The 25748-nt window shown below is 58.0% G+C and carries 29 protein-coding genes; 16 read left to right on the forward strand and 13 right to left on the reverse strand.

What is annotated here, in order from left to right; all coding sequences use genetic code 11:
* Position 1 precedes the first annotated feature (1 nt).
* Both BFG58_RS15875 and BFG58_RS15880 read right to left on the reverse strand, forming a co-directional pair.
* Positions 2-619 (reverse strand): response regulator transcription factor, encoded by a 618-nt coding sequence (locus BFG58_RS15875; protein ID WP_063622643.1) that lies wholly within the window; start codon positions 617-619, stop codon positions 2-4.
* A gap of 180 nt (positions 620-799) precedes the next feature.
* Positions 800-1186, reverse strand: coding sequence for a VOC family protein (locus BFG58_RS15880; RefSeq protein ID WP_063622641.1), 387 nt, complete (start codon positions 1184-1186; stop codon positions 800-802).
* 88 nt (positions 1187-1274) lie between these two features.
* Between BFG58_RS15880 and BFG58_RS15885 the strand changes: the two genes are divergently transcribed.
* A complete protein-coding gene (locus tag BFG58_RS15885) occupies positions 1275-1877 on the forward strand; it encodes an ATP-dependent Clp protease proteolytic subunit (protein ID WP_024909504.1) in 603 nt (200 codons plus the stop codon).
* A 135-nt stretch (positions 1878-2012) separates the two neighbouring features.
* The gene (locus BFG58_RS15890; RefSeq protein WP_063622639.1) at positions 2013-3134 is read left to right on the forward strand and encodes a cupin domain-containing protein; all 1122 of its coding nucleotides are present in this window, start codon (positions 2013-2015) and stop codon (positions 3132-3134) included.
* A gap of 91 nt (positions 3135-3225) precedes the next feature.
* Here the strand turns inward: BFG58_RS15890 and BFG58_RS15895 are convergent, their stop codons facing one another.
* On the reverse strand, positions 3226-4641 hold the full coding sequence (locus BFG58_RS15895) for a PLP-dependent aminotransferase family protein (RefSeq protein ID WP_063622637.1): 1416 nt from the start codon (positions 4639-4641) through the stop codon (positions 3226-3228).
* Positions 4642-4817: 176 nt separating this feature from the next.
* Between BFG58_RS15895 and BFG58_RS15900 the strand changes: the two genes are divergently transcribed.
* Entirely contained in the window at positions 4818-4979 is a 162-nt protein-coding gene (locus BFG58_RS15900; protein WP_022650337.1) for a DUF1127 domain-containing protein, read from the forward strand.
* Between the two features lie 86 nt (positions 4980-5065).
* Here the strand turns inward: BFG58_RS15900 and BFG58_RS15905 are convergent, their stop codons facing one another.
* The gene (locus BFG58_RS15905; protein ID WP_063622636.1) at positions 5066-6454 is read right to left on the reverse strand and encodes a PLP-dependent aminotransferase family protein; all 1389 of its coding nucleotides are present in this window, start codon (positions 6452-6454) and stop codon (positions 5066-5068) included.
* A 101-nt stretch (positions 6455-6555) separates the two neighbouring features.
* On the opposite strand from BFG58_RS15905, the gene BFG58_RS15910 reads away from it, so the two are divergent.
* Positions 6556-7035 carry a carboxymuconolactone decarboxylase family protein gene (locus tag BFG58_RS15910; protein ID WP_014882392.1) on the forward strand — a complete coding sequence of 160 codons (480 nt, stop codon included), beginning with the start codon at positions 6556-6558 and terminating at the stop codon, positions 7033-7035.
* Here the strand turns inward: BFG58_RS15910 and BFG58_RS15915 are convergent.
* Positions 7022-7924: a LysR family transcriptional regulator gene (locus BFG58_RS15915; RefSeq protein ID WP_063622634.1), complete on the reverse strand. Its 903-nt coding sequence runs from the start codon at positions 7922-7924 to the stop codon at positions 7022-7024. The two genes, BFG58_RS15910 and BFG58_RS15915, sit on opposite strands and share 14 nt — an antisense overlap.
* A 100-nt stretch (positions 7925-8024) precedes the next feature.
* Between BFG58_RS15915 and BFG58_RS15920 the strand changes: the two genes are divergently transcribed.
* From BFG58_RS15920 to BFG58_RS15950, 7 genes are all read left to right on the forward strand, one after another.
* The gene (locus BFG58_RS15920) at positions 8025-9440 is read left to right on the forward strand and encodes an aldehyde dehydrogenase family protein (protein WP_069720111.1); all 1416 of its coding nucleotides are present in this window, start codon (positions 8025-8027) and stop codon (positions 9438-9440) included.
* Positions 9441-9591: 151 nt separating this feature from the next.
* Positions 9592-9915 carry an antibiotic biosynthesis monooxygenase gene (locus BFG58_RS15925; RefSeq protein ID WP_048028659.1) on the forward strand — a complete coding sequence of 108 codons (324 nt, stop codon included), beginning with the start codon at positions 9592-9594 and terminating at the stop codon, positions 9913-9915.
* Positions 9908-10285 (forward strand): amino acid-binding protein, encoded by a 378-nt coding sequence (locus tag BFG58_RS15930; protein ID WP_048028657.1) that lies wholly within the window; start codon positions 9908-9910, stop codon positions 10283-10285. The genes BFG58_RS15925 and BFG58_RS15930 overlap by 8 nt, the downstream gene beginning before the upstream one ends.
* Positions 10278-10973, forward strand: coding sequence for a helix-turn-helix transcriptional regulator (locus BFG58_RS15935; protein ID WP_024908313.1), 696 nt, complete (start codon positions 10278-10280; stop codon positions 10971-10973). Before BFG58_RS15930 ends, BFG58_RS15935 begins: the two co-directional genes overlap by 8 nt.
* Positions 10974-11119: 146 nt before the next feature.
* On the forward strand, positions 11120-11590 hold the full coding sequence (locus BFG58_RS15940) for a MarR family winged helix-turn-helix transcriptional regulator (protein WP_024908312.1): 471 nt from the start codon (positions 11120-11122) through the stop codon (positions 11588-11590).
* Positions 11587-12654: an HlyD family secretion protein gene (locus tag BFG58_RS15945; protein WP_139125316.1), complete on the forward strand. Its 1068-nt coding sequence runs from the start codon at positions 11587-11589 to the stop codon at positions 12652-12654. Before BFG58_RS15940 ends, BFG58_RS15945 begins: the two co-directional genes overlap by 4 nt.
* Positions 12644-13720 (forward strand): DUF2955 domain-containing protein, encoded by a 1077-nt coding sequence (locus BFG58_RS15950; RefSeq protein ID WP_048028649.1) that lies wholly within the window; start codon positions 12644-12646, stop codon positions 13718-13720. Before BFG58_RS15945 ends, BFG58_RS15950 begins: the two co-directional genes overlap by 11 nt.
* Here BFG58_RS15950 and BFG58_RS15955 read toward each other — a convergent pair.
* Positions 13717-14988 carry a DUF445 domain-containing protein gene (locus tag BFG58_RS15955; protein ID WP_063622629.1) on the reverse strand — a complete coding sequence of 424 codons (1272 nt, stop codon included), beginning with the start codon at positions 14986-14988 and terminating at the stop codon, positions 13717-13719. The genes BFG58_RS15950 and BFG58_RS15955 overlap by 4 nt on opposite strands.
* A gap of 242 nt (positions 14989-15230) precedes the next feature.
* Between BFG58_RS15955 and BFG58_RS15960 the strand changes: the two genes are divergently transcribed.
* From BFG58_RS15960 to tssD, 3 genes are read left to right on the forward strand one after another with little or no spacing between them, the layout of a single operon-like run.
* On the forward strand, positions 15231-15593 hold the full coding sequence (locus BFG58_RS15960) for a tlde1 domain-containing protein (protein ID WP_063622627.1): 363 nt from the start codon (positions 15231-15233) through the stop codon (positions 15591-15593).
* Positions 15593-16105, forward strand: coding sequence for a hypothetical protein (locus BFG58_RS15965; protein WP_063622626.1), 513 nt, complete (start codon positions 15593-15595; stop codon positions 16103-16105). The genes BFG58_RS15960 and BFG58_RS15965 overlap by 1 nt, the downstream gene beginning before the upstream one ends.
* The gene (gene tssD / locus BFG58_RS15970; RefSeq protein WP_063622624.1) at positions 16106-16597 is read left to right on the forward strand and encodes a type VI secretion system tube protein TssD; all 492 of its coding nucleotides are present in this window, start codon (positions 16106-16108) and stop codon (positions 16595-16597) included.
* 21 nt (positions 16598-16618) lie between these two features.
* Here the strand turns inward: tssD and BFG58_RS15975 are convergent, their stop codons facing one another.
* Both BFG58_RS15975 and BFG58_RS15980 read right to left on the reverse strand, forming a co-directional pair.
* Positions 16619-17245 carry a LysE family translocator gene (locus BFG58_RS15975; protein ID WP_063622622.1) on the reverse strand — a complete coding sequence of 209 codons (627 nt, stop codon included), beginning with the start codon at positions 17243-17245 and terminating at the stop codon, positions 16619-16621.
* A gap of 47 nt (positions 17246-17292) precedes the next feature.
* A complete protein-coding gene (locus BFG58_RS15980) occupies positions 17293-18036 on the reverse strand; it encodes an AraC family transcriptional regulator (protein WP_063622620.1) in 744 nt (247 codons plus the stop codon).
* A gap of 151 nt (positions 18037-18187) precedes the next feature.
* On the opposite strand from BFG58_RS15980, the gene BFG58_RS15985 reads away from it, so the two are divergent.
* A complete protein-coding gene (locus BFG58_RS15985; RefSeq protein ID WP_063622618.1) occupies positions 18188-19558 on the forward strand; it encodes an NAD-dependent succinate-semialdehyde dehydrogenase in 1371 nt (456 codons plus the stop codon).
* A 45-nt stretch (positions 19559-19603) separates the two neighbouring features.
* On the opposite strand, the gene BFG58_RS15990 is transcribed toward BFG58_RS15985, so the two are convergent.
* Together BFG58_RS15990 and BFG58_RS15995 are read right to left on the reverse strand one after the other, a co-directional pair.
* A complete protein-coding gene (locus BFG58_RS15990) occupies positions 19604-19924 on the reverse strand; it encodes a hypothetical protein (RefSeq protein ID WP_008501314.1) in 321 nt (106 codons plus the stop codon).
* The gene (locus BFG58_RS15995) at positions 19924-20469 is read right to left on the reverse strand and encodes a YfaZ family outer membrane protein (protein WP_047746519.1); all 546 of its coding nucleotides are present in this window, start codon (positions 20467-20469) and stop codon (positions 19924-19926) included. The genes BFG58_RS15990 and BFG58_RS15995 overlap by 1 nt, the downstream gene beginning before the upstream one ends.
* A 411-nt stretch (positions 20470-20880) precedes the next feature.
* Between BFG58_RS15995 and BFG58_RS16000 the strand changes: the two genes are divergently transcribed.
* The gene (locus BFG58_RS16000; RefSeq protein WP_069720112.1) at positions 20881-22239 is read left to right on the forward strand and encodes an esterase-like activity of phytase family protein; all 1359 of its coding nucleotides are present in this window, start codon (positions 20881-20883) and stop codon (positions 22237-22239) included.
* Positions 22240-22307: 68 nt separating this feature from the next.
* Here BFG58_RS16000 and yjiA read toward each other — a convergent pair whose 3' ends face one another.
* From yjiA to BFG58_RS16015, 3 genes are all read right to left on the reverse strand, one after another.
* A complete protein-coding gene (yjiA, locus tag BFG58_RS16005; RefSeq protein ID WP_069720113.1) occupies positions 22308-23261 on the reverse strand; it encodes a GTPase in 954 nt (317 codons plus the stop codon).
* A gap of 10 nt (positions 23262-23271) precedes the next feature.
* A complete protein-coding gene (locus BFG58_RS16010) occupies positions 23272-23475 on the reverse strand; it encodes a YbdD/YjiX family protein (protein WP_003856610.1) in 204 nt (67 codons plus the stop codon).
* Positions 23476-23571: 96 nt separating this feature from the next.
* Entirely contained in the window at positions 23572-25725 is a 2154-nt protein-coding gene (locus tag BFG58_RS16015) for a carbon starvation CstA family protein (protein ID WP_024908297.1), read from the reverse strand.
* Positions 25726-25748: the final 23 nt, after the last annotated feature.

Below are 25748 nucleotides of genomic sequence, written 5' to 3' on the forward strand. Positions count from 1 at the left end.
GTTACTCCGCAGGCTGGCTTTTGGTCAGGCGCTCAACGGCCCTGACCAGCTCTGCCACGGAGCGCACCTGCATTTTCTCCATTACGCGGCGGCGATGCACTTTCACCGTGATCTCACTGACGCCCAGCTCGGCGGCAATTTGCTTGTTCAGCATGCCGCTTATCGCCAGCGTGAGCACCTCGTGTTCGCGCGGCGTGAGGGAGAGATGGCGCTGCTTCAGGGCGTAGTGCTCTTTATTGCGCTCGGCATTGTTTTCCGCCAGCTGCAGCGCGGACTCAATGGCGTCGATAAGCGCGGTGGATTCGACGGGCTTGGTGAGAAATTCGTAAGCGCCGCCTTTTATGGCGCGCACCGACATCGGAATGGTGCCGTGGCCGGTGAGAAAGATAATCGGGATTTCACGCCCGCTGTCCTTGAGGGCATCTGCCACCTCAAAACCCGAGATGGTGGGCATCTGCATATCGAGGACCACGCACGAGGGGAGCTCTTCAAAGCGGTGCTGAAGAAACGCTTCTGCCGATGAAAAGCCGATGGCTTTTAAGTCCGCGGATTCCAGCAGCCCGATTACGGACTGTCTGACTGCGTCATCGTCATCAACCACATACACAATGTGTTCCATTCACCGCCCCGGTGCTGATTTACATGTCGAGGATGCAAACAGCCCCCAGGAGTGACGTAAGGGACTGTTTATGCTGACTTTCATCTTAACACATTAATTATAATTATCATTTAACAATATGATAATCATATGAAGTATAGCGATCCGTGACCGGGCGAGTTCAGGAACGAAACGCTGATGTTATGCACCGACCAGCTCAATCCGGTTGCCGTCCGGGTCCGCGATGACCGCTTCATAGAAGCCGTCTCCGGTCATGCGCGGGGCGCTGAGCAACGTGCCGCTGGCCTGCGCCCGTTCGGCCATGTCGTCCACCTGCGCCTTGCTGCCGACGTTGATGGCAATATGCGCCCAGCCGATAAACTCCGGATGTGACGGGGCTGCGGGCAGGTCCGGCAGCGTCATCAGCTCGATGGTCGGTCCGTCATTCAGCGTAATAAAGTTTGATTCAAACCCGGGACGATTTTTACTGACGTAGCGTTCGTTGCTGCGGCCATTAAAAACCGTTTCCCAGAACTGAACCTGGGCGTTCAGGTTTCGGGTCCACAGTGCAACATGGGCAATATGCATAAGCTCCCTCGTTATTTGTCTGTGAGGACTTTGATCGGTAAAACAGGCTACACTCTGGTTTTGAGCGCGACAAGCTGAGGAAATAACAATGCACTACACACTGAAAGAAAGCGACAAGGAAAAGGCGGAAGGGTCAAACGGCGCGGGCGCTCTGCAGCAAAAACTGCTGGAGTCTCGTTCGATTGTGATCTCCGGTGAGATCAACCAGGAGCTGGCGCAGAAAGTGATCACCCAGATGATCCTGCTGCAAAGCGTCAGCAACGATCCGATCAAGCTGTACATCAACAGCCAGGGCGGCCACGTGGAAGCGGGCGACACCATCCACGACTTCATCAAATTCATTCGCCCGGAAGTGCACGTGATCGGCACCGGCTGGGTCGCGAGCGCCGGGATCACCATCTTCCTGGCTGCGAAAAAAGAGCACCGCTACTCGCTGCCAAATACCCGCTTCATGATCCACCAGCCGCTGGGCGGCGTGCGCGGTCAGGCGACCGATATTGAGATCGAAGCGCGCGAGATCATCCGCATGCTGGATCGCGTGAACAAGCTGATCGCCGACGCTACCGGCCAGCCGCTGGAAAAAGTGAAAAAAGACACCGACCGCAACTTCTGGATGTCCCCGGCAGAAGCGCTGGACTACGGTATCGTGGGTAAACTGATTACCCACTATGACGAGCTGAAGCTGGATTAAGTTTTCGCGGCGTGTTTGTGTCGGGTGGCGGCTTCGCCTTACCCGACCTACACGTGCTGGTTTGACCCATGACAAGTTCCCCCTCTGCCTTCTTGCCTATAATCGCGCCTGTTTCCCTTCTCACTGGTGCTACCCATGGCGTATCAACTGAACCTGAACTGGCCGGAATTTCTTGAGAAATACTGGCAAAAGCAACCCGTTGTGCTGAAAAATGCCTTCCCGAATTTTGTCGACCCGATTACCCCGGACGAGCTGGCGGGTCTGGCGATGGAGCCGGAGGTCGATAGCCGTCTGGTGAGCCATTTCAACGGTAAATGGCAGGCCAGCAATGGTCCGTTCGAGCACTTTGACGATCTGGGCGAAACCGGCTGGTCGCTGCTGGCGCAGGCGGTGAACCACTGGCATATGCCCGCGGCGGAGTTGGTGCGTCCGTTCCGCGTTCTGCCGGACTGGCGTCTGGACGATCTGATGATCTCCTTCTCCGTACCGGGCGGCGGCGTGGGTCCGCATATCGATCAGTACGACGTGTTTATCATTCAGGGGATGGGCAGCCGCCGCTGGCGCGTGGGTGACAAGCTGCCGATGCGTCAGTTCTGCCCGCATCCGGCGCTGCTGCATGTGGATCCGTTCGAGCCGATCATCGACGAAGATCTGGCCCCGGGCGATATTCTCTATATTCCGCCTGGATTCCCGCACGACGGTTTTACCCATGAAACGGCGCTTAACTACTCCGTCGGCTTCCGTGGGCCAAACGGCCGCGATCTGATCAGCAGCTTCGCCGATTATGCGCTGGAAAACGATCTGGGCGGCGAGCACTACAGCGATCCGGATCTGACCTGCCGCGAACACCCGGGCCGCGTGGAGCAGTACGAGCTCGATCGCATTCGTCAGATGATGATCGACATGATCGCCAAGCCAGATGATTTCACAAAATGGTTCGGCAGTTTTGTCTCCACGCCGCGCCACGAGCTGGATATTGCCGCCGCCGAGCCGCCGTACGCGCCGGAAGAGGTGCTGGACGCGCTGCAGGGCGGCGAAACGCTGTCTCGCCTGAGCGGCCTGCGCGTGCTGAACATCAACGGCAGCTTCTTCATCAACAGCGAACAGCTTGAGACGGTAGACGCGAAGGCGGCGGATGCGCTGTGCCGCTACACCGAACTCGGTCAGGCCGAGCTGGGCGATGCGCTGAAAAACCCGGCGTTTGTCGAAGAGCTCACCGGGCTGATTAACCAGGGGTATTGGTACTTCGACGAGTAGTGCGGCCTGTTGCCCGGTGGCGCTGCGCTTACCGGGCCTACAACGGCAAGAACGTAGGCCGGGTAAGGCGAAGCCGCCACCCGGCAAAACACTACTCCTCCATCGCAATCACAATCGCTTCACCCAGCTTCTTCAACGCCTCGCGATGTTTCTCCGTCGGCGGCAGCGCTACGTTGATCCGCAGGCAGTTGCGGTACTTCCCGGAGGCGGAAAACAGCGACCCGGCCGCGGCCTGGATCTTCATCCGGCACAGCTGCTTGCTGACGCACACCATATCGACCTTCTCCGGCAGCTCAATCCACAACAGGAAGCTGCCCTGCGGGCGCGTGACGCAAATCTCTGCCGGAAAATACTGCCGCACCCAGCAGGTGTAGGTTTCCATATTCTGCTGATAAATCTGGCGCATACGGCGCACATGGCGATGGTAATGACCGTCGCGAATAAACGCCGCCACCGCCATCTGCGTGCCCGGCACGTTAAATCCGCCGGCGGCGTATTTCATGTGCATTACCCGGTCGTAGTAGCGTCCCGGCACAATCCAGCCGACGCGCAGGCCCGGCGCCACGGTTTTGGTAAACGAGCTGCAGAGGATCACGCGGCCGTCGATATCCATCGAATGAATGGTGCGCGGGCGCGGGTACTCCGCCGCCAGCTCGCCGTAAATATCATCCTCGACAATCACGATATCGTGCCGCTGGGCGAGGGCCAGCACCTGCTTTTTCCGCGCCTCCGGCATGATAAACCCGAGCGGGTTATTGCAGTTGGGCACCAGGATCACCGCCTTGATTGGCCACTGCTCCATTGCCAGCTCTAGCGCTTCGATGCTGATCCCGGTTTCAGAGTCGGTGGGAATTTCAATCGCCTTGATGTCAAACCCGCGCAGCATCTGCATGGTGCCGTGAAACGACGGCGATTCCACCGCCACGATATCCCCCGGTTTGCATACCGAAAGCAGGGCAATCGACAGCGCGCCGTGGCAGCCGTTGGTGATCACAATGTCGCTTGCCGAAACGGTGGAGCCGCCGTCGAGCATCAGGCGGGCGATCTGCTCGCGCAGCTCCAGACGCCCGTCAAGCACGTCATAGCTCAGCATCTCGCCAGGGTTATGCTGCGCGATGCGGCTCATCTCGCGCCACAGGGGCTTCAGGCTCGGCTGGTTAATGTCCGGCGAACCGCCGCCGAAGGAGATCATCTCTTTGTCGGCGCGGGCGTCCAGCAGCATCATCACCTCATCCCACTGGGTAACGTCCACGGGGCGCTGCACCGGGCGCGTCATCGCCGGGACGGGCGGCTGGGCTTTGCGCGGTGAGACAAAATAGCCGGAGCGCGGTTGAGGCGTGATCAGTTGGAGGTTTTCGAGGATCTGGTAGGCCTGCTGTATGGTGCTGATGCTCACGCCGTGCTCCTGACTCAGCGTGCGCACCGACGGCAGACGTTCGCCGCTGCGATACAGCCCTTGCTCAATGCGTTCAGCCAGAAGATTGGCCAGATGTTGGTAGCGTGTCATGCTGTATCCTTTGTTTTCACCATACAGATTATAAAACCAGTACAGATTGCTGCGAAAATTGCCATGCAGATACTGTTTTAGCGGATCTGTATGTTAAACAAAAGTTGTTTTTGCATCTGTATTGCACGGGTGGATTTCCGGGATGATAACCCCACTGACACAGTGAGGAGAGCATCATGGAATTCTACGAGAATCGTTCAAAACGTCCGTTTATTGTGTTTGTCTGGATCGCAAAAACGCTGCGTAACTGGTATCGCATCAACCGCACCCGCCGCATCCTGAGCCAGATGAGCGACGAGCAACTCAAGGACGTTGGGTTATCGCGATATGATGTGTGATCCACGTCGTCGCCGGGTGGCGGCTGCGCCTTACCCGGCCTACTCGATCCCGTAGGCCCGGTAAGCGTAGCGCCACCGGGCGATTTTCAGCGCAACAGCGCAAACGTCTGCCGCTTCGGCCTTTCCAGTAAATCCAGCGCCTCCTGATACGAGCGCACGTTGTTATAGCCCATCACCAGCCCGTAACGTTTGCCCGACCCGCGATACCACTCCGAGAGCGCATTGACCTGCAGCTGCTGTTCCTGCCAGCAGCGCGCCACTTCCCGATCACGGCTTCCTTTGGTCAGAAACGCCACGATATGCATCCCACCGTCGTTTTGCTCGGTGAAAAACAGATCGCCATACACCTCCTGCAGGGCGGCAATCATCCAGTCGCGGCGGGTCTGATACAGCGCGCGCATCTTTTTCAGATGACGGAAAAAATGCCCTTCGTTGAGAAACGCGGTGAGGATCTTTTGCGTCAGCACCGGCTGGCCGCTGGTGGTGATGTCCGCGCAGTCGGTAAAGGCTCCGACGGTGCTGGCGGGCATCACCACGTAGCCCATGCGCAGCGACGGCATGATGGTTTTACTGAAGGTACCCATAAAAATCACCCGGTCGTGCTGGTCGAGGCTTTTCAGCGACGGCAGCACCTTGCGGGTGTAGTGAAACTCCCCGTCGTAATCGTCTTCGATAATCCACGCCTCGTTCTGGCTGGCCCAGTCGAGCAGCTGCTGCTTACGCGGCAGGGAAAGCGTCACCGCCAGCGGGCTCTGGTGTGACGGGGTGACGATGGCAAAACGGGCGTCGCGATGGTGACGCAGCAGGTAGTCCGTGTCGATGCCGCAGCGATCGACCGGCACGGTGTGCAGGCGCGGCACGATCCGCTTGAGCAGCTGCTGGCCCATAAAATAGCCCGGATCTTCAAACACCACCTTGTCGCTGCGGCTGGCGAGGGTGTCGAGGATCAGCCGCAGGCTGCCGCTGTAGCCGCTGGTGATCAGCACCTGCTCGGCGGTGCAGGAGAGCCCGCGCGAGATGTTGAGGTAGCTGGCGATGGCCTGGCGCAGCGGATACCAGCCCAGCACCGGCGGGTTGAGCATCTCCTCCTGACGCATGGCGCGCGTCGCCTGGCCCGCCAGCAGCAGCCATTTTTTATACGGAAAACTGTCGAGGGCAGGGATGCCGGGGCGCAGAAACCCGGCCCGCTCGCGCTGGCTGATGAGCGAGGCCGGAAGCGCCCCGGTGGGCTGCTCCGCAGGGGCAGTCTTATCCGGCAGCAGTAAGTCCGGGTTAACCCGCGTGCCGCGCGCGCCCTGGCTCACCAGATATCCTTCACCCGTCAGAATGGCGTACGCCGTTTCGACGGTTTTACGCGCCACCTTCAGCTCTTCCGCCAGCACGCGGATGGCAGGCACCCTGTCGCCCGGCTTCAGCACGCCGCGCATGATGTTGTCGCGGTAGCGGGAATAAATCTCGTGATAGCCCGGCTTCATGTCCTACCTCATTTCACGCTTTTTGTATCTTTTTACTATGTCATGAACGGCGTAGATTTGCCTCATCGCACGGCACATGCCGCACAAAAAGAGGAAAGACCATGAGCACTCGCGTTAACCACCATAAAGTTACACCTGCCCTCGCCAACGCGCTGTCTGCCCTGAGCATGGAGGTAGCAAAAACCTCCATCGATCCGGCGCTGAAGCACCTGATCGACATTCGCGTGTCGCAGCTGAACGGCTGTACGTTCTGTCTGGATATGCACTCAAAAGAGGCGAAAATCGCCGGCGAGCGCGAACTGCGCCTGTACCATCTGGCAGCCTGGCGCGAGTCCCCGCTGTTCAGCGCCCGTGAAAAAGCCGCGCTGGCCTTCACCGAAGCGCTGACCCAGATTGGCGTTCACGGGGTGAGTGACGCGCTGTACCGCAGCGTGGCGGAGCACTTCTCGGACGTGGAGATTTCAGAGCTGAACTTCGCCATCGTGGCGATCAACGCCTGGAACCGTCTGGGGATCACCTCCCGCATGGCGCCCGGTTCGCTGGATGCGGCGTACGGGCTGAATAAAGCTAACCTGGAATAATTCCGCGCTCGCGGATCATCGCCACCAGCGCCCGCAGCCCTGGCGGGACGTGGCGATGGCCGGGGTAGTACAGGCGCAGCCCGGCAAACGGCTGCGTCCAGTCGTTTAAGACGCTCACCAGCTCCCCGCTTTTCAGCTCGTCCCGAATATAGAGTTCCGGTAAAAATCCCACCCCTAATCCCGCTTTCACGGCGCGGATCGAGGCAAAAAGATCGGACGTCGCAAAGCGCGGCGGCACGGCAAGCGCGTACGTTTCCCCCCGACGGGCCAGCTCCCAGCGGTAGATCCCACCGTGCGCCATACGCATGCCGATCCCCTGATGTGAAAGCAGATCGTCCGGCGTCTCGGGTATGCCGTGAAGGGCGAAATAGTCCGGCGTGGCGGTGACGAGCTGGCGGATCTCTCCGGTCAGCGGCACGGCGATCATGTCCTGCGGAACGGACTCTTCGAGGCGGATCCCTGCGTCATAGCCTTCGGCAACGATGTCGATCATCCTTGCTTCACTCACCGTTTCCACGCGCATTTTCGGGTAGCGGATCATGTAGTCGATCAGCAGCTGGTCCAGAAACAGGGTGCCGATATGATTCGGCACGTTTAGCCGTAGCGTGCCGGCAGGTTCCCCGGTTTCGCTGTGGATCGCCTCCCCGGCGAGACGGATCTCCTGCAGGGCGGGGCCGATACGCGCCACGTAGCGCTGTCCGGCGTCGGTAAGCGCTACGCTGCGGGTGGTGCGGTTGAAAAGTCGCGTCTCAAGGCGGCTCTCCAGCCCGGCGATGGCGTTGCTGACCGCCGTGGCGGACATCCCCAGCTCCTGTGCCGCGCCGCGAAAGCTGCCGCGCCGCACCACCGCCATCACCACTTCCAGCTCTGTCAGACCTGAACGATGCATAGATTATCCTGAAAATCGAAACAACCCTTGCAGCATAGCGTGGATTATCGCAACGGAGAAGCCGTGCCAGACTGTGCTCACACAGCCTGAGGAGGGTGATATGCACACTATCGAACAGATCTTTATTAACGGCGAGTTTGTTACCCCGCACGGTACCGAGCGGTTTGATTTGTACAATCCGGCGACGGCGCAGGTCATCGGCCAGGTTCGTCTGGCGGATGAGGTTGACGCTGAACGCGCTATCGCGGCGGCAAAAGCGGCGTTTCCGGCATGGTCGCAGACCACAAAGCAGGAACGCATCGCCGCGCTGAAGCGCATGCACGCCGCCGTGGCCGCCCGTCACGATGCGATGCTGGACGCCATTGTCGAGGAGTACGGTGCGCCCGCCTCGCGCTCCGCGTGGATGGCAAGCTATCCGGCAGAGGTGATTGCGCAGGCCATCGAGGCGCTTGAGGCGTTTGAGTTTGTCACCCCCGCAGGTGCCGCAACGGTGCAGATGACGCCGCTTGGCGTGGCCGGGCTGATTACGCCGTGGAACAGCGATGCCGGGTTTATCTGCGGCAAACTGGCGGCCGCGCTCGCCGCGGGCTGCACGGCGGTGATCAAGCCGAGCGAAATGAGCGCCCTGCAAACGCAGATTGTCACTGAAGCGTTGCGCGATGCTGAATTACCGCCAGGGGTATTTAATATCGTCACCGGACGCGGCGAGACGGTCGGCGAAACGATTAGCCGTCATCCGGACGTGGCAAAAATCTCGTTCACCGGTTCCACGAATACCGGCAAGGCGATCCTGCGCAACGCGGCGGAAAGCTTTAAGCGCGTAACGCTGGAGTTGGGCGGTAAATCGCCGACGATCCTGCTGGATGATGTGGATCTCGCGCAGGCGATCCCGCTGGTGATCCAGGCCGGGTTTATGAACAGCGGGCAGGCGTGCGTGGCCGGGACGCGCATTCTGGTGCCTTACTCGCGTAAGGCGGAGATCGAAACCGCGCTGGCGCAGGCCGTGGCGGCGGTGAAATCCGGCGATCCGCGCAACAGTGCGACAGACGTCGGCCCGATGGTCAGCGAGAAGCAGTGGCTGCGGGTGCAGGGCTATATCCGTAAAGGCCTCGAAGAGGGGGCACGCCTGCTGGCGGGCGGTGAAGGACGACCGGACGGCACGCAGGACGGCTGGTTCGTGCGTCCGACGCTGTTTGCCGACGTGAACAACCGGATGACCATTGCCCGCGACGAGATTTTCGGTCCGGTGCTGTGCGTGATCCCCTATCGTGACGAGGCGGAGGCGATCGCCATTGCCAACGACACCGACTACGGCCTGAGCGCGATGGTGCTGGGCGGCGATGTGGACCGCGCACGACGCGTGGCGCAGCAGATTGTTGCCGGTCGCGTGCTGGTGAACACCCTGGCCCATGAACCGAAAGCGCCGTTCGGCGGGTTTAAGCACTCCGGTTTGGGGCGCGAGATGGGTGAGTGGGGAATTCGGGCGTTTATGGAGCCGAGGTCGATGGTGGGTTAAAACCCGCCCGGTGGCGCAGCGCTTACCGGGCCTACATGAGCCGTAGGCCGGATAAGCGCAGCGCCATCCGGCGCAACACTTCGCTCCTTGCCGAAGCATTGTGCTTTTCCCTCCTGCATTCTCTCCCCTACATCACAACGGAGAGAAAACCATGATCGCAGTCCTTTTCGAAGCCAAAGCCGCGCCTGCCCATCAGGCGCGCTATCTTCAGCTTGCCGCAGAGCTTAAGCCTTTGCTGGCGGACATTGACGGTTTTATTGATATCGAGCGGTTCCAGAGCCTGACGACCGAGGGCAAAATCCTCTCCCTTTCCTGGTGGCGGGATGAAGAGGCCGTCCGCCGCTGGAAGCAGAACGTCTTTCATCAGGCGGCGCAGGCCGAAGGACGGGAGTCAATTTTTGCGTACTACCGCATTCGGGTGGCGCAGGTCGTGCGGGAATATACCTCTGAAACCGGAGGACACGCCGATGTATGACGTTCATGTCATTTTTCGCGATATCCCGGGTGAACTGGCGCGCTTTGGGCAGCTGCTGGGCCGCAACGGCGTGGGGCTGGAGGGCGGTGGCGTATTTGGTACACATGCCCATTTCCTGGTGGAAGACGGGGAAAAAGCGCGACGCGTGCTGCTCGACGCCGGGTTTACCGTGCAGGCGGTGCGAAAGCCGGTGATCAGAAAGCTTAAGCAGGAACGCCCTGGCGAGCTGGGCGAGATCGCAGCGGCGCTGGCGGCACGCGGTGTGTCTATCCTGACTCAGTACAGCGACCATGCGAATCACCTTATTCTGCTGACGGATGATGATAAGCTGGCCGCAGAGATCACCGAACCCTGGGCGGCCCATGCTTAAGACGAGTTTACCCCCTGATAACAGCGCGATGCTGGAAAAGGCGATTGCCGCGGTGGCGGCTGCAATGGCCGATCCGTCGCGCGTGAAGATGCTCTGTGCGCTAATGGACGGGCGGGCGTGGACGGCCACTGAACTGAGCGCGGCGGCAGATGTCGCACCGTCGACCGCCAGCGGGCATCTCGCCCGACTGCTTGAAGGGCAACTGATAACCTGCCTGTCGCAAGGGCGGCATCGCTATTATCGTCTTGCCGGGCACGACGTGGCAGCGCTGGTGGAGCAGATGATGGGGCTTTCGTGGAGCCGCATTACCCCGCCGGAAACCACCGCGCCGAAAGCCATGCGTGAAGCCCGGACCTGCTATGACCATCTCGCAGGCGCGGTGGCGGTGCAGATCTATGATTTCATGCAGGCGGAAGGCTGGCTGGAGGCTGACGGTTCAGCGTTGACACTCTATGGCCGGGAGCAGTTCCTGACGCTGGGCATTTCGTTAAGCGCGCATCCGCGCCGGAAGGCCTGCTGCGCCTGCCTGGACTGGAGCGAGCGGCGGTTTCACCTGGGCGGAGAAGCCGGCGCGTTGCTGCTCGATCATCTGGAAAGTAAAGGCTGGATCCAGCGGGTGGCGGGGTATCGGGAGGTGGTGGTGACGGCGTCGGGGAAGGCCGCTGTAAAGAGGCTTTTTAGCCGCTAAAAACGCCCGGTGGCGCTGCGCTTACCGGGCCTACGCGTACATCGCCTCCAGTAACACCTTTCGCAATTCCTGCGCTTTCGCCTCTCGTTTCTTGATAGTTACCCTGATAACTATTATCTTGGCCGTGTGTGACGAGAGGTTTCCCCATGAGTGAAGAAGAACTGTTCTGCCGCAGGCCGATGGGCATGCGAATGGCGATGATCGTGCGCCAGTGGCGTGCCGTCATCGACGAGGCCATTCTCGATACCGGGTTAACCCAGTCGAGCTGGACGGTGATGATGCAGCTTCATCAGCTCGGGGATAACGTCTCAATGAGTGAGCTGGCGGAGGTGCAGGGCATTGAACTGCCGCCGCTGATGCGCACCCTGACACAGCTGGAAAAGCAGGGATACCTGCTGCGCGCTGTATCGCCTTATGACAAGCGCATCCGGCTTCTGACGCTGACACCTGAGGGAAAAGCCCTGTTACAAAGGCTCACTCAGGTGATTGAGACGTATCAGGCGCGCGTATCGCAAAACATCGCGCCGGAACATCTCGACATTTTCAGCGCCACGTTGAATCAAATCGCCTGCAATTTGCGGACAATCCGCGAAGAAGATAACAAGACCGAAAAATAATGACCCCTGAACAAAAGTTTGCCCGCTGGGTAAGGGTGAGTATTGCCTCTTTCCTGCTGATGTTTGTCTACTTTATCGTCGCGGATATCTGGATCCCGCTGACGCCGGACTCCACCGTGATGCGCGTGGTGACGCCGGTGTCTCCGCGTGTCTCCGGTTACGTGGCGGCGGTACATGTCCACAACAACAGCCAGGTGAAGAGAGGCGATCTGCTGTTTGAGCTCGACGACACGCCGTTTCGCAATAAGGTGGAAGCGGCGCAAATTGCGCTCGAGCAGGCACGCCTGTCCAACGAACAGCTGGATGCGCAGATCGCCGCCGCGCAGGCCAGCCTGAAAACCGCCGTGCTGACCGCGCGTAACGACAAAGTGACCTTTGATCGCTACCAGAAGCTGAGCACGCTGCAGAACGTCTCGCAGGCGGATCTGGATAAAGTCCGCACGACCTGGCAGAGCAGCGAACAGTCCGTCAGCTCAATTCAGGCCAACATCCAGAACCTGCGTATCCAGCGCGGCGAGCGGGACGAGCACCGCAACGTGACGCTGCAAAAATACCGTAACGCGCTGGATGAAGCAGAGCTGAATCTCGGCTGGACGAAGGTCTACGCCCAGGCGGACGGTACGATCAGTAACCTGCAGTTGAGCCCCGGCTTCTACGCTTCATCCGGTTCCGCCGCGCTGGCGCTGGTGAACAACCAGACCGATATCGTGGCCGATTTCCGTGAGAAGAGCCTGCGCCATACCCATCAGGGCACCGATGCGGCCGTGGTGTTTGACGCCTTCCCGGGACACGTTTTCCGCGCCCACGTCACCAGCAGCGACGCGGGGATCCTGGCAGGTCAGGAGGCCGTTAACGGCCAGCTCTCCGAGCCGGAAACCTCTAACCGCTGGGTGCGCGACGCTCAGCGCATGCGCATTCACGTGACGCTGGACGAGGCGCTGCCGAAGCATCTGCCGACCGGCGCCCGCGCGACCGTGCAGCTCTACAACAGCGAAGGGCCGTTTGCGCGCTTCTTCTCCGGGATGCAGATTCACCTGGTAAGCCTGCTTCACTATGTCTATTAGTACCCTGGCGCGGGTCTTTACCCCGCACGGCAACATCGTCTACACGGCAAACGACTTTCGCCAGACCCTGCGCATCGTCTTTGCCGGGATGATTGCGCTCAGCATCTCCAGTTTCTACAACACCAGCTACGGCGTCTTTTTCGTGGTCTATCCGATCATGCTGCTCTCGCTGGTGCCGGTGTTTAACCGCCACGTGGCGAAGCAGTTTATCTTCAGCGCATCGCTCAACTGCGTTGAAATGGTGATTATCATCGGCTATCTGTCGCAATGGCCGATCATCATGACGCTGGTGGTCTTTGCCCTGTACGTGATGCGCTTTCGCTTTATGAGTAAAGGCCCGCTGTTTCTGTTCGGTTCGATGGGCGTGGTGTGCCAGAGCGTGATGCTCAACTTTATGAGCTACCCCACCACCAACTGGCACACGCTGCTGTTTTCCAACATCGAAGCGAGCGTGATGGCGGTGTGCCTGAGCGCGCTGATGAACTATCTTCTGCCGGACGTGGAGCCCCGCAAGCCGCCGCCGCTGATTGAGAAAGACGACGCCCGCGTGCGCCACGAGTCGTTGCTCTCCGGCACCGTCGCGACGCTGATATTCGTCGTTTTTCAGATCAGCGATTTAAGCGATTCGCTTTCGGCGCTGATGGCAGGGATTTTGATCCTGTTCCCGATGCACTATCGCGGCGCGGTGATGAGCTCTATCTGGCGCGTGGTCGGCGTGGTGCTGGGCTGTCTCTATATTCTGGTGGTGCAGCTGATCCTCTACGATCACAGCAGCCATATGCTGCTGATGATGCCGCTGATCGGCCTTGGGCTGGCGTTTGGTGCCCGACTCCACGTGATGGAGAAGGTGGGGGCGGGCGTGGGCTTTTCCAGCATCACCACCATCGGGATAATGTTCGGGCAGAACATGCACCCGGACACGGACCTGGTGTTCAGCGATCTGTACCGCATCACCTCCGTTACCTTTTCGCTGGTGGCGACGCTGACGATGGTCTTTCTGGTGCACCTGATCCTGAACCGTTTTGAGGCGACGCGCTACGTCATCGCACCGCCCAAAGCGGATTAATGTCCCAGCACGGCAGGCAGCTGCGAGAGTAAAAACAGGATCAGGCCAATCGTCCCGCCCACCAGGGTGCCGTTGACGCGGATAAACTGCAGATCCTTGCCAATGTTCAGCTCAATCTGGCGGGACATGTCTTTGGCATCCCAGCTTTTCACCGTGTCGCTGATGTGGCGTGTCAGGAACGCGGCAAAATCCGGCGCGAGGCGGTGCGCGGCCTGCTCCAGATGCTCGTTCAGCGAGGCCTGCAGGTTCGCATCGTTCGTCAGCGTTTCACCGAACCACAGCCCGGCGTTGGCGATGCGCTGCTTCACGCGCGAGTCCTCACTCTGCATATCCGCCTTCAGCCACTGGCGCAGATCGGCCCACATCTCGCCCAGATAGCGGTTAAACGCCTCATCGTTTTTCAGGTAATGCTTGATGTTGTCGGCTTTGGCCGCCATGTCCGGATCGTTTTTCAGGTTGTCGATAAGCTTCAGCGTGGCGCGGTCAAACGCCTGGCGGATCTGGTGCGTGCGGTCGTGGCTGATATCGTCCAGCAGCGTGTTGACCGCGTTCGATACCATCTCCGCACTCTGATCGCCCAGCCACTCGGTGGGCAGCACCATCGCCTTGCGGGGATGCTCGGTTTTGAGCCAGTGGACGATCTGGTCGGCGATAAAGTCCCGCGTGCTTTCCCGCTGAATCAAAGTAATCAGGCGATTGATGATGGTGTCCAGAAGCACCTGATGGCGGTTGTTTTTGGTCATGCTCTCCAGCATCACGGCGCTGGTTTCGGTGAAATCGACCTTGTCGATGGCCTTATGCACCGCGCGTTTGAGCAGGCGCTGAATGCGCCCGTCGTCGGTCAGCTCGAGAAAACCGCTCATCACCTGCATCAGATGCAGCCCGACGCGCTGGGCGTTGTCAGCCTTGCTGAACCAGGCACCAATCATCTGGGCAGGTTCATAGCGGCGAATCAACGCCACCAGCGACTGGGTATCCAGAAACTTCTCCTGCACGAACTGGCCAAGATTGTCGCCGATCCGGTCTTTATTGCGCGGGATGATCGCCGTATGGCGGGAGATAAAGGGAATCGGCACCCGGCGGAACAGCGCGACCACCGCAAACCAGTCAGCCAGCGCGCCGACCATTGCCGCCTCGGCAATGGCCTTGACGCCGCGCACCCAGAAGGTCTGCGGCAGGAACAGGGTGGTGATAAAGGCCGCGGCGGCAACCAGCAGCAGCGACAGCGCCAACAGCTTGGCGCGTTTGAGTTCAGCAATTTTTTCCATGGGTTAAGGATAGAGGCAAGTGAACCAAAAGTGCAAAACTGGTGTAAGGGGGAGACGCATTCTCAGTGTGAACCAATGGCGTCTATATAAAAAATATATACATCTAAATTTTCTATTATTAATTTTTCTATATTTTTTGTGCTTATTTATTTTCGGACGTAATGTTTTGTGACTGTCGTAGTCATTTTAACGCTCCTGTTAGCCATAAGATAAAGGACTATTTATGAAAGGAGACGGTATCGATGACATGGGAGTATAAAGTTTCGACGGGGGTATTGAGCCATAATGGTGTGTTTGTCGCTAACTGCTACAGCGGTGCGGGTGAATCGAAAGATAAGCCAGAGTGTGAAAGTCAACGAAACAGAGGCCCCATTCCCAGAGGTATTTATTTTATTGCCGGGTGGAATAATCATAAAAGTGCTGAGGCCATTATTCTTGAGCCTATAGCGGGGACCAATACCTTTGGTAGAGATCATTTTCAAATTCATGGTGATAAAAAAGGCCAGCCGCCAGGTACTGCATCAGCAGGTTGCATCATTATGAACGGTCAGGACAAGCGTCATATGATTTATGATTCGGGTGATACAATACTGGTGGTGCGATAATGAAGTATATTATTGCGCTATTCTTCTTGTGTTTACCGATGGGTTTATTTGCCAAAAACCACACTCCTGAACAGATCTTGCAGATGATAAACGGCAAAGGCGCCATGTCTGTTGTAGCGGAACTGGATTCAAATGATACGGGTGAGTCGGAATGGTGGAATCATGTCATACCAGAGATAAGTAAAGGAACTCAGGCATGGTTAGCCGTGGCGAGTGCCCTTGAACCCGGAGTGGACGCCAGTACGGCTGAAGATTTAAAGGCGGCGCTTTCTGAAGCCATCCCACATAACCCTGAAGGTGTCTTAGCAATCTTAAAAGACGATAAACCGTTACTCACTGTTGAACAAATTTGCGCGTTTGCGAATTTCCCCGAAACGGAGGCAGAAAGTAATAAGCTTTTTGTGGATTCAATCAGGGAGATGTTCAAAATAAAAAGCCCGCAGGGTAAAAGATGTCTCGCCGTTATGATCTCAACTGTTGAACACTCTTTTCCATTCGATAAGGATATGTAAATGGCCATTCCGGGATATATGTCATTAACTGACGATGCGGGTAATAGCATAAAAGGCAGCGTGAAAGTTAATGGCCGTGAAAACCAGATTGAGGTTTTAGGGCTCTATCATAACGTAAGCTATAATTCTGACCTGCATAATGGCAGAGCATTGAGCAAACGCCAGCATCGTCCCTTTCTGATTGAGAAGGAAATTGATGCCTCCAGCGTTTTTCTCTATAAAGCACTCAGCACGGGCGGTACGTTCAGGAAAGCGACTATCGACCTGTACAGAATCAATGATGCCGGTCAGGAAGAAATCTATTTCACGATAACGCTTGAAGCGGTGAAGGTCGTCACGGTGTTTTCATTAATGCATGACGTGAAAGAGACTTACCATGAAAAACAGGGTCATCTTGAGCTTGTTTTGCTTCGTTATGAAAAGATTACCTGGCATTACCGTGACGGTAACGTTATTCATTCGGATGACTGGGATTATCGGTTAGGGGCATAGAAAACGGCTGATAAGATTCTTTCATATCACCCGCCACAGCACCCACCCGCCAAACCCCATCAGCACCACCCCCGCCGTGCGCTCTATCAGCCACAGCGCACGGCTGAGCTTCTGTTGCACCGCCGATAGCCCCATCATCGACACCAGAGCCAGATCCCACGCCAGCACCACCATCACCATCCAGACGCCGCACGTTGCCTGCTGAAGCAGCGTCACGTCCGGCCCCAGTAGCGCCGTCATCAGCGCCAGATAGAACAACGCGTTCTTCGGATTAAGCAGCGCCGAGCCGAGCCCCAGCAGGATCTGCTTGCGCAGCGAGGGGCAGTGTTGACGGGTTTCATTCAGCCTCATCGCCTGCGGTTGGCTGCGCACCAGATGCGAGCCGATCCACAGCAGATACAGCGCCCCGCAAAGCTCTATCAGCGTAAACAGCCATGCAAACTGGCGCAACGCGTTCCAGCCGATAATCACCAGAACAATATAAAGCGCGTTACCCGCGGCGATGCCGACGCACAATCCAGCGCTGCCGCGCAGCCGGTAGCGCGCCGCGTAGCCCACCAGCAGGAAGAAGTCCGGCCCCGGGCTCAACAGCGCAACAAAATGCGCCAGCGCCAGGGCGAGAAAAGCAGAAGGGAAGAACAGTTCCATAGCAACCTCGGTTAACAATCTGAGGTCAGGCTACGGTGATGCCAACGTTATTTATTGTCTGATATTGATCGGCCCGTCGCGTACTGGCGCGGCGTGGCGGCGGTATAGCTGACGAAAGTCTTATGAAAATGGCTCTGGTCGGCAAAGCCGCTCTGGTAGCCAACGTCGGCGATGTCGTCCCCGGCACGTAGCCGCGCTTTGGCGAACTCCACGCGGGAGATGTTGAGGAAGCTGCCCGGCGTCAGGCCGGTATCCTGCCGGAAGGTGCGGATCAGCGTCTCCTTGCGCAGCGAGAATCGTTGGGCAAGTTCGTCAAGCGAAGGCGGTGCGGTCAGGTCGGCAAGAAACGCCTGCCGCACGTGCTGACTGGTTGAGCGAAGCGCATCTGCGTTTTCCACGCAGCGGGGCAGGGCTGAAAGCAGCGTATCCACGGATACAGGCGACATCATCTCAACAATATCCAGGTAGCGCTTAAACAGCGTAGGGTCGCGAATCACCTGGAGCGCCAGAGGAATATCGGTGTCGATATAGAGCATATGGTAGCTGCGCGGTTGCCCGGCGACGGGGTTGCAGCTGTGCGGCGCACAGGCCGGGATCACGATGAGGTCCCCGGGGTTAAGGATGTATTCTTTGTCATGACAAATGCAGCAGGTCTGGCCTTCCATAATCGCGCCGATAGAGAGCTGAGGGTGACTGTGGCGTTTGTACGCCTGCGTGCTCTGCCACGTGCTGCGCAGCTCAAGGCCTGAGGCGCGGTGAAAAGTCTGCCGGATGTGTCGGGTATCGGTCATAAGCACTCCTTCTGGACGTTTTTTATACCACGTCAGCGAACCGTCTGGCAGCGCTTCATTAAGAACCTTCCGGATATACCCAACTTTACGTCCACAGCCAGTCATGTTGACTAACCTTAATACCCTAAGCGGTAAAACAAGGAGATTCGACATGGCTTATCAGACAGTAAATCCTGCCACTAACCAGCTCATCAAAGAATACCCCTCGCATACCGACGCGGATATCGACGCGGCGCTGAAAGCGGCCGATGCGCTTTACCATTCGGACTGGGCGAAAGGCGACATCAGCCAGCGCCTGCCGGTGCTGCATAAGCTTGCCGACCTGATCGACGAGCGCACCGAGGAGCTGGCGAAAATTGCCAGCCAGGAGATGGGTAAGCTCATCGAACAGAGCCGCGGCGAAGTGAAGCTGTGCGCACAGATCGCCCGCTATTACGCTGACAACTCGAAGCAGTTCCTGGCTCCGGTGAAGTATCAATCCGAACTCGGCGAAGCGTGGGTGGAGCACCACCCCATCGGCGTGCTGATGGCCGTTGAGCCGTGGAACTTCCCGTATTACCAGCTGATGCGCGTCCTGGCGCCAAACCTGGCGGCGGGCAACCCGGTAATCGCCAAGCATGCCAGCATCGTGCCGCACTGCGCCGAGACCTTTGCCCACCTGGTCCGCGAGGCGGGCGCGCCGGAAGGGGCATGGACTAACCTGTTTATCTCGTCCGAGCAGGTGGCGAACATCATTGCCGACGATCGCGTGCAGGGTGCCGCATTAACCGGCTCCGAAAAAGCCGGTAGCGTGGTGGCCGCACAGGCGGCGAAGCACATCAAGAAATCTACCCTTGAACTGGGCGGTAACGACGTCTTCGTGGTGCTGGATGACGCGGATTTGGACAAAGCCGTCAAGACTGGCGTGAATGCGCGGCTCAACAACGCCGGGCAGGTCTGTACCGCGGCGAAGCGCTTTATCCTGCATGAAAAGATCGCGGATGCCTTCCTGAGCAAATTCACCGAGGCGTTTAAGCAGGTGAAGATTGGCGACCCGCTGGACGAAAGCACCACGCTGGGGCCGCTGTCGTCGAAAGATGCGCTAGAAACGTTGGCCAAACAGGTTAACGAGGCGGTGAAAAACGGCGCGACGCTGCACTATGGCGGCAAGCCGGTGCAGCGCGACGGGAGCTTTTTTGAACCGACGATCCTGACGAACATCTCGCGCGACAACCCGGCGTACTTTGAAGAGTTCTTCGGCCCGGTAGCACAGATGTACGTGGTGAAAAACGACGACGAGGCAGTCGCGCTGGCGAACGACTCCCACTACGGCCTGGGCGGGGCGGTATTCAGCCAAGATATCGAGCGCGCGAAGAAAATGGCGTCGCGGATCGAGACCGGGATGGTGTACATCAACTGGCTTACCGATACCGCGCCAGAACTGCCGTTCGGCGGCGTGAAGCGCTCCGGTTACGGACGCGAGCTGTCGGATCTGGGGATCAAAGAGTTTGTGAACCAGAAGCTGGTGGTGGTGCGTCAGTAAGAGATCATAAAAAAACCTGCCAGCCGGCAGGTTTTTTTAAGGTGATTATTGCACTTCGATCTTGTCCCAGCCGCTTTTAAACATGCAGCTGTCAACCAGCGTATCCCGGCGATATTCATTCGCATCTTCAACCGTGTAGCTCGTGGAAATATCCTTTTTCTTTTTTGATTTGTCCGTTTTTTCCGAGCTCGAACCGGTCACCACGTTATCCGGGGGAAGATCGATCAGTGCCTGCGCTTCGCATTCCGTGAGCTTTTTATTCATTTCCGCGTCGCTGACGCCCGGTTTCACCCATTTGTACTGGACGCAGCCGGTGAGCATCAGCGTGAGGCTCAGAACGCAAAGCGCGGTCATGCGGTGTTTCATCAGAAGGTGACTCCACCGCCTACATATGCGCCGTCAATCAGCGTGTGGTTCGGACGACCGTCTTTACCATCAACGCTCACGTGGCGGTAGCCCACTTTCAGGGTCACCGGCGCGATCGGCGTCCAGCTTACGCCACCATTGGCTTCCACATAGTTTTTCACGCTGTTGTTCAGCCCTTCTGGCGCCACGTAGCCTTCACCGTACACGTGGATGCTGTCGGTCAGAGCAACGTTTACGCCGCCGCCGATCGGGAACGCCACGCCGTTATCGCCTTTTTTCGGGCCGATGTAGATGGCTTTCGCGCCTGCATTCAGCATTACCGGGCCTACTTCCAGGTTGTAGCCTGCGCCCACGCCGCCGGTCTGGGTACCGTCATCGGTGTTTTTAAGCCAGTTGCTTTCGGCATACAGGCCGGATGAGGATTTCCCCATTTCCAGGTTGAGGTTGGTAAAGTTTTTACCCTGCTCAATGCTGCCACCCATTGCCAGAGCGGAACCCGAGAGGGCGGTCAGAGCAGAAAGAAGAAGGATATTCAGTTTTTTCATGTTTTATGCCTCGTCATTAAATTCATCTGGGGGCACCTTAACAAGCGATGTTTATGACTGCAAATGTGATGAAGGTCGCTGTTTTATACTGATATTGTTAACTTTTTTATTTGAAATGTTGCATCGATGTTTGATTGTCGAGGTGTCAACGCGTGATGTTCGGACGTTTAGGCACCGTTTAATTTTTTGACTAAACATAAACTGAACGAGGAAGGGATAGTGATTAGAGGTGAATTAATTGAGTTTCTAATAATTTCCAAAAATATTTCAGATGACACACAATACAACACAACCTTACATTTCCGGGCAATGAATATACGTTCATTCGCCCATGCCGATTGCCTTTCCATGTCATTTTTCTGACACGTTTATTCTTTACGTTGTTGGCTTCACTTACTGGATGCTAACAATATGAAAAGAAAAATTATTCCTGTGCTTATCGGTTGTGCGCTCTCTTTCTCTGGCCTGGCGGCACAGCCTACCGCTGAGCGCTATGTCGTCAGCTTCCCCGAGGGCTCCCATGTGAAATACAGCGGCGCGTTTGCCGATGCGTTCCCGAATGGGCTCCCGGTGGGGATTGGTTCTGGCCTGCTGTTTACGGGCAAGCAGGGCGATGCCCTGACGTTTGCGACCGTGACCGATCGCGGTCCCAACGCCGATGCGCCAAAAATGGGTAAAAACGAAGCCAAAATATTTGTCACGCCAGATTTCGCGCCGCTGCTGATGACCATCCGCGTCCAGAACGGCAAAGCGGAGGCGGTTGATGCCCGCCCGCTGCATGACGATAAAGGCGAGATTAACGGTCTGCCGCTGCAAAGCGGCGTGATTGGTTCCACCAATGAAGTGGCGTTCAGCGATACCTTAAAGACGCTCAAGGGTGACAACCGCGGACTGGATACGGAAGGCATCACGCCGGACGGCAAAGGCGGCTACTGGCTGTGCGACGAGTACGGCCCGTTCCTGATTAACGTCGACAGCAAAGGCAAGACCCTCGCGATCCACGGGCCGCAGGCCGCGGAAGGGGAAAAATCTATCGCGGGCGGTCTGCCAAACATCATCAAATGGCGCCAGCCCAACCGGGGCTTTGAAGGCCTGACTCGGATGCCGGACGGACGGATTATCGCCGCGGTGCAAAGCACGCTGGACATCGACGGTAAGAGCAAAAAGCAGGCGCTGTTCACCCGTCTGGTGAGCTTTGACCCGACGACCGGCAAAACCGCGATGTACGGTTACCCTATCGACAGCGCGGCCTACGACAAAAATAGCGACGCCAAAATCGGCGACATCGTGGCGCTCGATAATCAGCACATCCTGCTGATTGAGCAGGGAAGCGATAAAAACGACGGAATGCGTAACCTGATTTACAAGGTGGATCTCAGCAAGGCGAGCGATCTTTCCGCCTTTGACAAGCCGGGCGAGTACCCGGAATTTGATGATGAGAAAACCCTGGCGCAGCGCGGCATTACGCTTGCGTCAAAAACGCAGGTGGTCGATCTCCGCGCGCTGGGCTGGCAGCAGGAGAAGGCTGAAGGACTGGCGCTGATCGACAGCAAAACGCTTGCGGTGGCGAACGATAACGATTTTGGCGTGAAGGTGGCGATGCAAAACCCGGTCGAGGGCAAGAAGCTTAAGGATTACCGGGTAAACGCGGAGGGTAAGCTGACGCTGGATGATAAACCGGTGGAAACCACGCTCAGCGTGAAGCCGCTGAAGAAGCCGGAGTCCGACAGCGAGCTGTGGATTGTGACGCTGCCGGAGGCAGTGAAATAAGTTTACCGCTCACCCCTCTCCCCACAGGGGAGAGGGGATTGTTCGGAGCGCATAGTTAAGCGGGGAGGCTATTTCTTCAGACCTGCAAACGCCGTCCGAATCTCCTCTTCCGGCAGCTGTATACCAATAAACACCATCACGCTGTGCGGCGGTTCATCGCCCCACGGTCGGTCCCAGTCGGCGCTGTACAGGCGCTGCACGCCCTGGAACAGCAGGCGGTTGGGCTCGCCGTCAATCCACAGCATCCCCTTGTAGCGCAGCAGCTTGTCGGCAAACGACAGCAGCAGGTTCTCCATCACGCGGGAAACCTCGCTGATATCCACCGGATAATCCAGCTCCACCACAATTGACGCCACGTCGTTTTGCTTGTCTCCCATAAAGTGGAAGCGCGGTTTCGCGGTGACGTTCTCCTCCAGCATAAAGCCGTTGGTGTTGAATAGCTGAGACAGGTCGATATCGCCGTGCGTCACCGTGTAAATCGGCGCGCGGGAGTTGATGCGCGTCAGGCGCTCGCGAAGCTTAACGCTTTCGCCCGCCACGTCGGTTTTGGTCAGCAGGATGCGGTCGGCGTAGCCCACCTGAGACTGGGCGATGGTGAACTGGTTCATCTGCTCGTCCGCGTGGACCGCATCGACCAGGGCAATCACGCCGTCCAGCAGGTAGCGCTGGCAGAGGATTTCGTGAGAGAAAAAGGTCTGAATAATCGGGCCGGGGTCGGCCATGCCGGTGCACTCGATCACCAGACGGTCAAAGTCGATTTCACCGCGATCGCGGCTGTCGAGCAGGTCCAGCAGGGCGTCTTCCAGCTCGTTAGAGCGGGTGCAGCAGATGCAGCCGTTGGTCAGGGTTTTGATCTGCGTGGCGCGATCGCCAATCAGCTGGTCGTCTACGGAGACTTCGCCAAATTCGTTTTCGATGACGGCGATTTTGAAGCCGTGCTGCTCGTTCAGAATGTGGCGCAGCAGGGTAGTTTTACCGGCGCCGAGGAAACCGGTCAGCAGGGTAACGGCAATCGGGGTCATGGTCTCTCCTTTAGCAGCAGCGGACGCCGCCTTCTCCACTTCCGCCGTAGCGCGCTTCCTGACGCTCGCGGAAGAATTCGGTGTAGGTCATGTATGGCTTATCCGGATGGTTGGTCTTCATATGCTCAACGTAGTTGTCATAGTCCGGAATGCCAATCAGCATCTTCGCCGCCTGACCGAGGTATTTTTTTGCTTCGCCTAAGTTACCAAACATAACGTGTCCTGATAAGAAAAAGCCCGGTGGCGCGCAGCGATCCGGGCCTACAGTACCGTTGTAGGGCGGGTCAGCGCAGCGCCACCCGCCATTGTGTTAGTGGTGTGAAGAGGTCTTCACGCCGCCTTCTGGCACCGGTACGTACGGGGTTTCTTTGTCCGTACGGCCTTCAGCGTTACGCACTTTCAACCAGGTTTTGATGCCGTAGAAGATAATGCTGTACACCACCACCAGGAACAGAATGCTCAGACCCGCGTTGGTGTAGTTGTTCACCACGATATGGTTCATGTTGGCAATCTGCTGGGCTGTCAGGTCTGCGCCGCCTGCGGCAATCTTCTCTTTGTACTGGTTAGCCATGAAGAAGAAGCCTTCCAGCTGCGGGTTGGCGCTGAACAGCTTCAGGCCAAGCGCCCAGGTGGTGCAGAGCAGCAGCCACAGCGCAGGAACCACGGTGACCCAGATGTATTTGGTGCGCTTCATCTTCACCAGTACCACGGTGCCGAGCACCAGCGCCACGGCAGCCAGCATCTGGTTAGAGATACCGAACAGCGGCCACAGGCTCTTCACGCCGCCGAGCGGGTCGACAACGCCCTGATACAGCAGGTAGCCCCACAGGCCGACGCAGCCCGCCGTACCCAGAATGCCCGCTACCAGAGAGTCGGTCTTCTTCAGGAACGGCACGAAGTTACCGAGCAGGTCCTGCAGCATGAAGCGGCCCGCACGGGTACCGGCGTCCAGCGCGGTGAGGATGAACAGCGCTTCGAACAGAATACCGAAGTGGTACCAGAAGCCCATGTCCGCCCACGGCAGCACTTTGTGGAACACGTGTGCGATACCGACGGCCAGCGTCGGTGCGCCACCGGCGCGGTTCAGCACGGACGGTTCGCCGATGTCTTTCGCGGTCTGCATGATCTGCTCAGGCGAAATCACGAAGCCCCAGGAGCTGACGGTCGCCGCCGCGTGTGCGCTGGCGTCTTTCAGCTGCGCCATAATCAGCGCCGCGTTGTCGCCGCCCATCTCATGCAGGTTAGGCATCGTAATGCCGAGACCCGCCGGTGGGGTGTTCATCGCAAAGTACAGACCCGGTTCGATGATGGACGCGGCAACCAGCGCCATGATCGCTACGAAGGACTCCATCAGCATCGCGCCGTAGCCGATCAGACGTGCGTCTTTCTCGTTCGCCAGCAGCTTAGGCGTGGTACCGGAGGAGATCAGGGCGTGGAAGCCGGAGACCGCACCGCAGGCAATGGTGATGAACAGGAACGGGAACAGGGCGCCTTTCCACAGCGGGCCGGTACCGTCGATGTACTGCGTTACCGCAGGCATTTTCAGATCCGGGTTGATCAGCAGGATGCCGATCGCCAGACCGACGATAACGCCGATTTTAAGGAAGGTGGCCAGGTAGTCACGCGGGGCCAGAATCAGCCAGACCGGCAGCAGCGCGGAGATAAATGCATAGCCAATCAGCGCGAAGGTGATAGTGGTGTCCTTGAAGGTCAGCGCCGGGCCCCAGTACGGGTCGTGCGCAATCACGCCGCCGAAGTAGATGGAGGCGACCAGCAGTACGATACCAATCACCGACACTTCACCCACGCGTCCCGGACGCAGGAATCGCATGTAGATCCCCATGAACAGCGCAATCGGTACGGTAGAGCAGACGGTGAAGACACCCCACGGGCTTTCGGCCAGCGCTTTCACCACGATCAGGGCCAGCACCGCAAGGATGATGATCATGATCAGGAAGCAACCGAACAGGGCGATAGTCCCCGGTACGCGGCCCATCTCCTCTTTGACCATCTCACCCAGAGAGGCGCCGTTACGGCGAGAAGAGATAAACAGCACCATAAAGTCCTGCACCGCACCCGCCAGCACCACGCCCGCCAGCAGCCAGAGCGTACCCGGCAGGTAGCCCATCTGCGCGGCCAGTACCGGGCCGACCAGCGGGCCCGCACCGGCGATCGCGGCAAAGTGGTGACCAAACAGCACGTAGCGGTTGGTTGGCACGTAGTTCAGGCCGTCATTGTTAATGACCGCCGGGGTGGCACGCGTCGGGTCGAGCTTCATGACCTTCTGCGCGATGTATAAGCTGTAGTAGCGATAAGCCACAAGATAGACGGAAACCGACGCGACCACGATCCACAGGGCGCTTACGTGTTCGCCCCGGCGTAATGCGACAACCGCCAGACAAAAAGCGCCGAGGATCCCGAGTAAGGCCCAGGGCACGTGCTTCAGTAGTTTTTTAGTATCCATAGTAAGACCTGGTTTTTTATGTA

Origin of the sequence: Enterobacter sp. ku-bf2, from assembly GCF_001742765.1 — a bacterium.
GTDB lineage: Bacteria > Pseudomonadota > Gammaproteobacteria > Enterobacterales > Enterobacteriaceae > Enterobacter > Enterobacter quasiroggenkampii.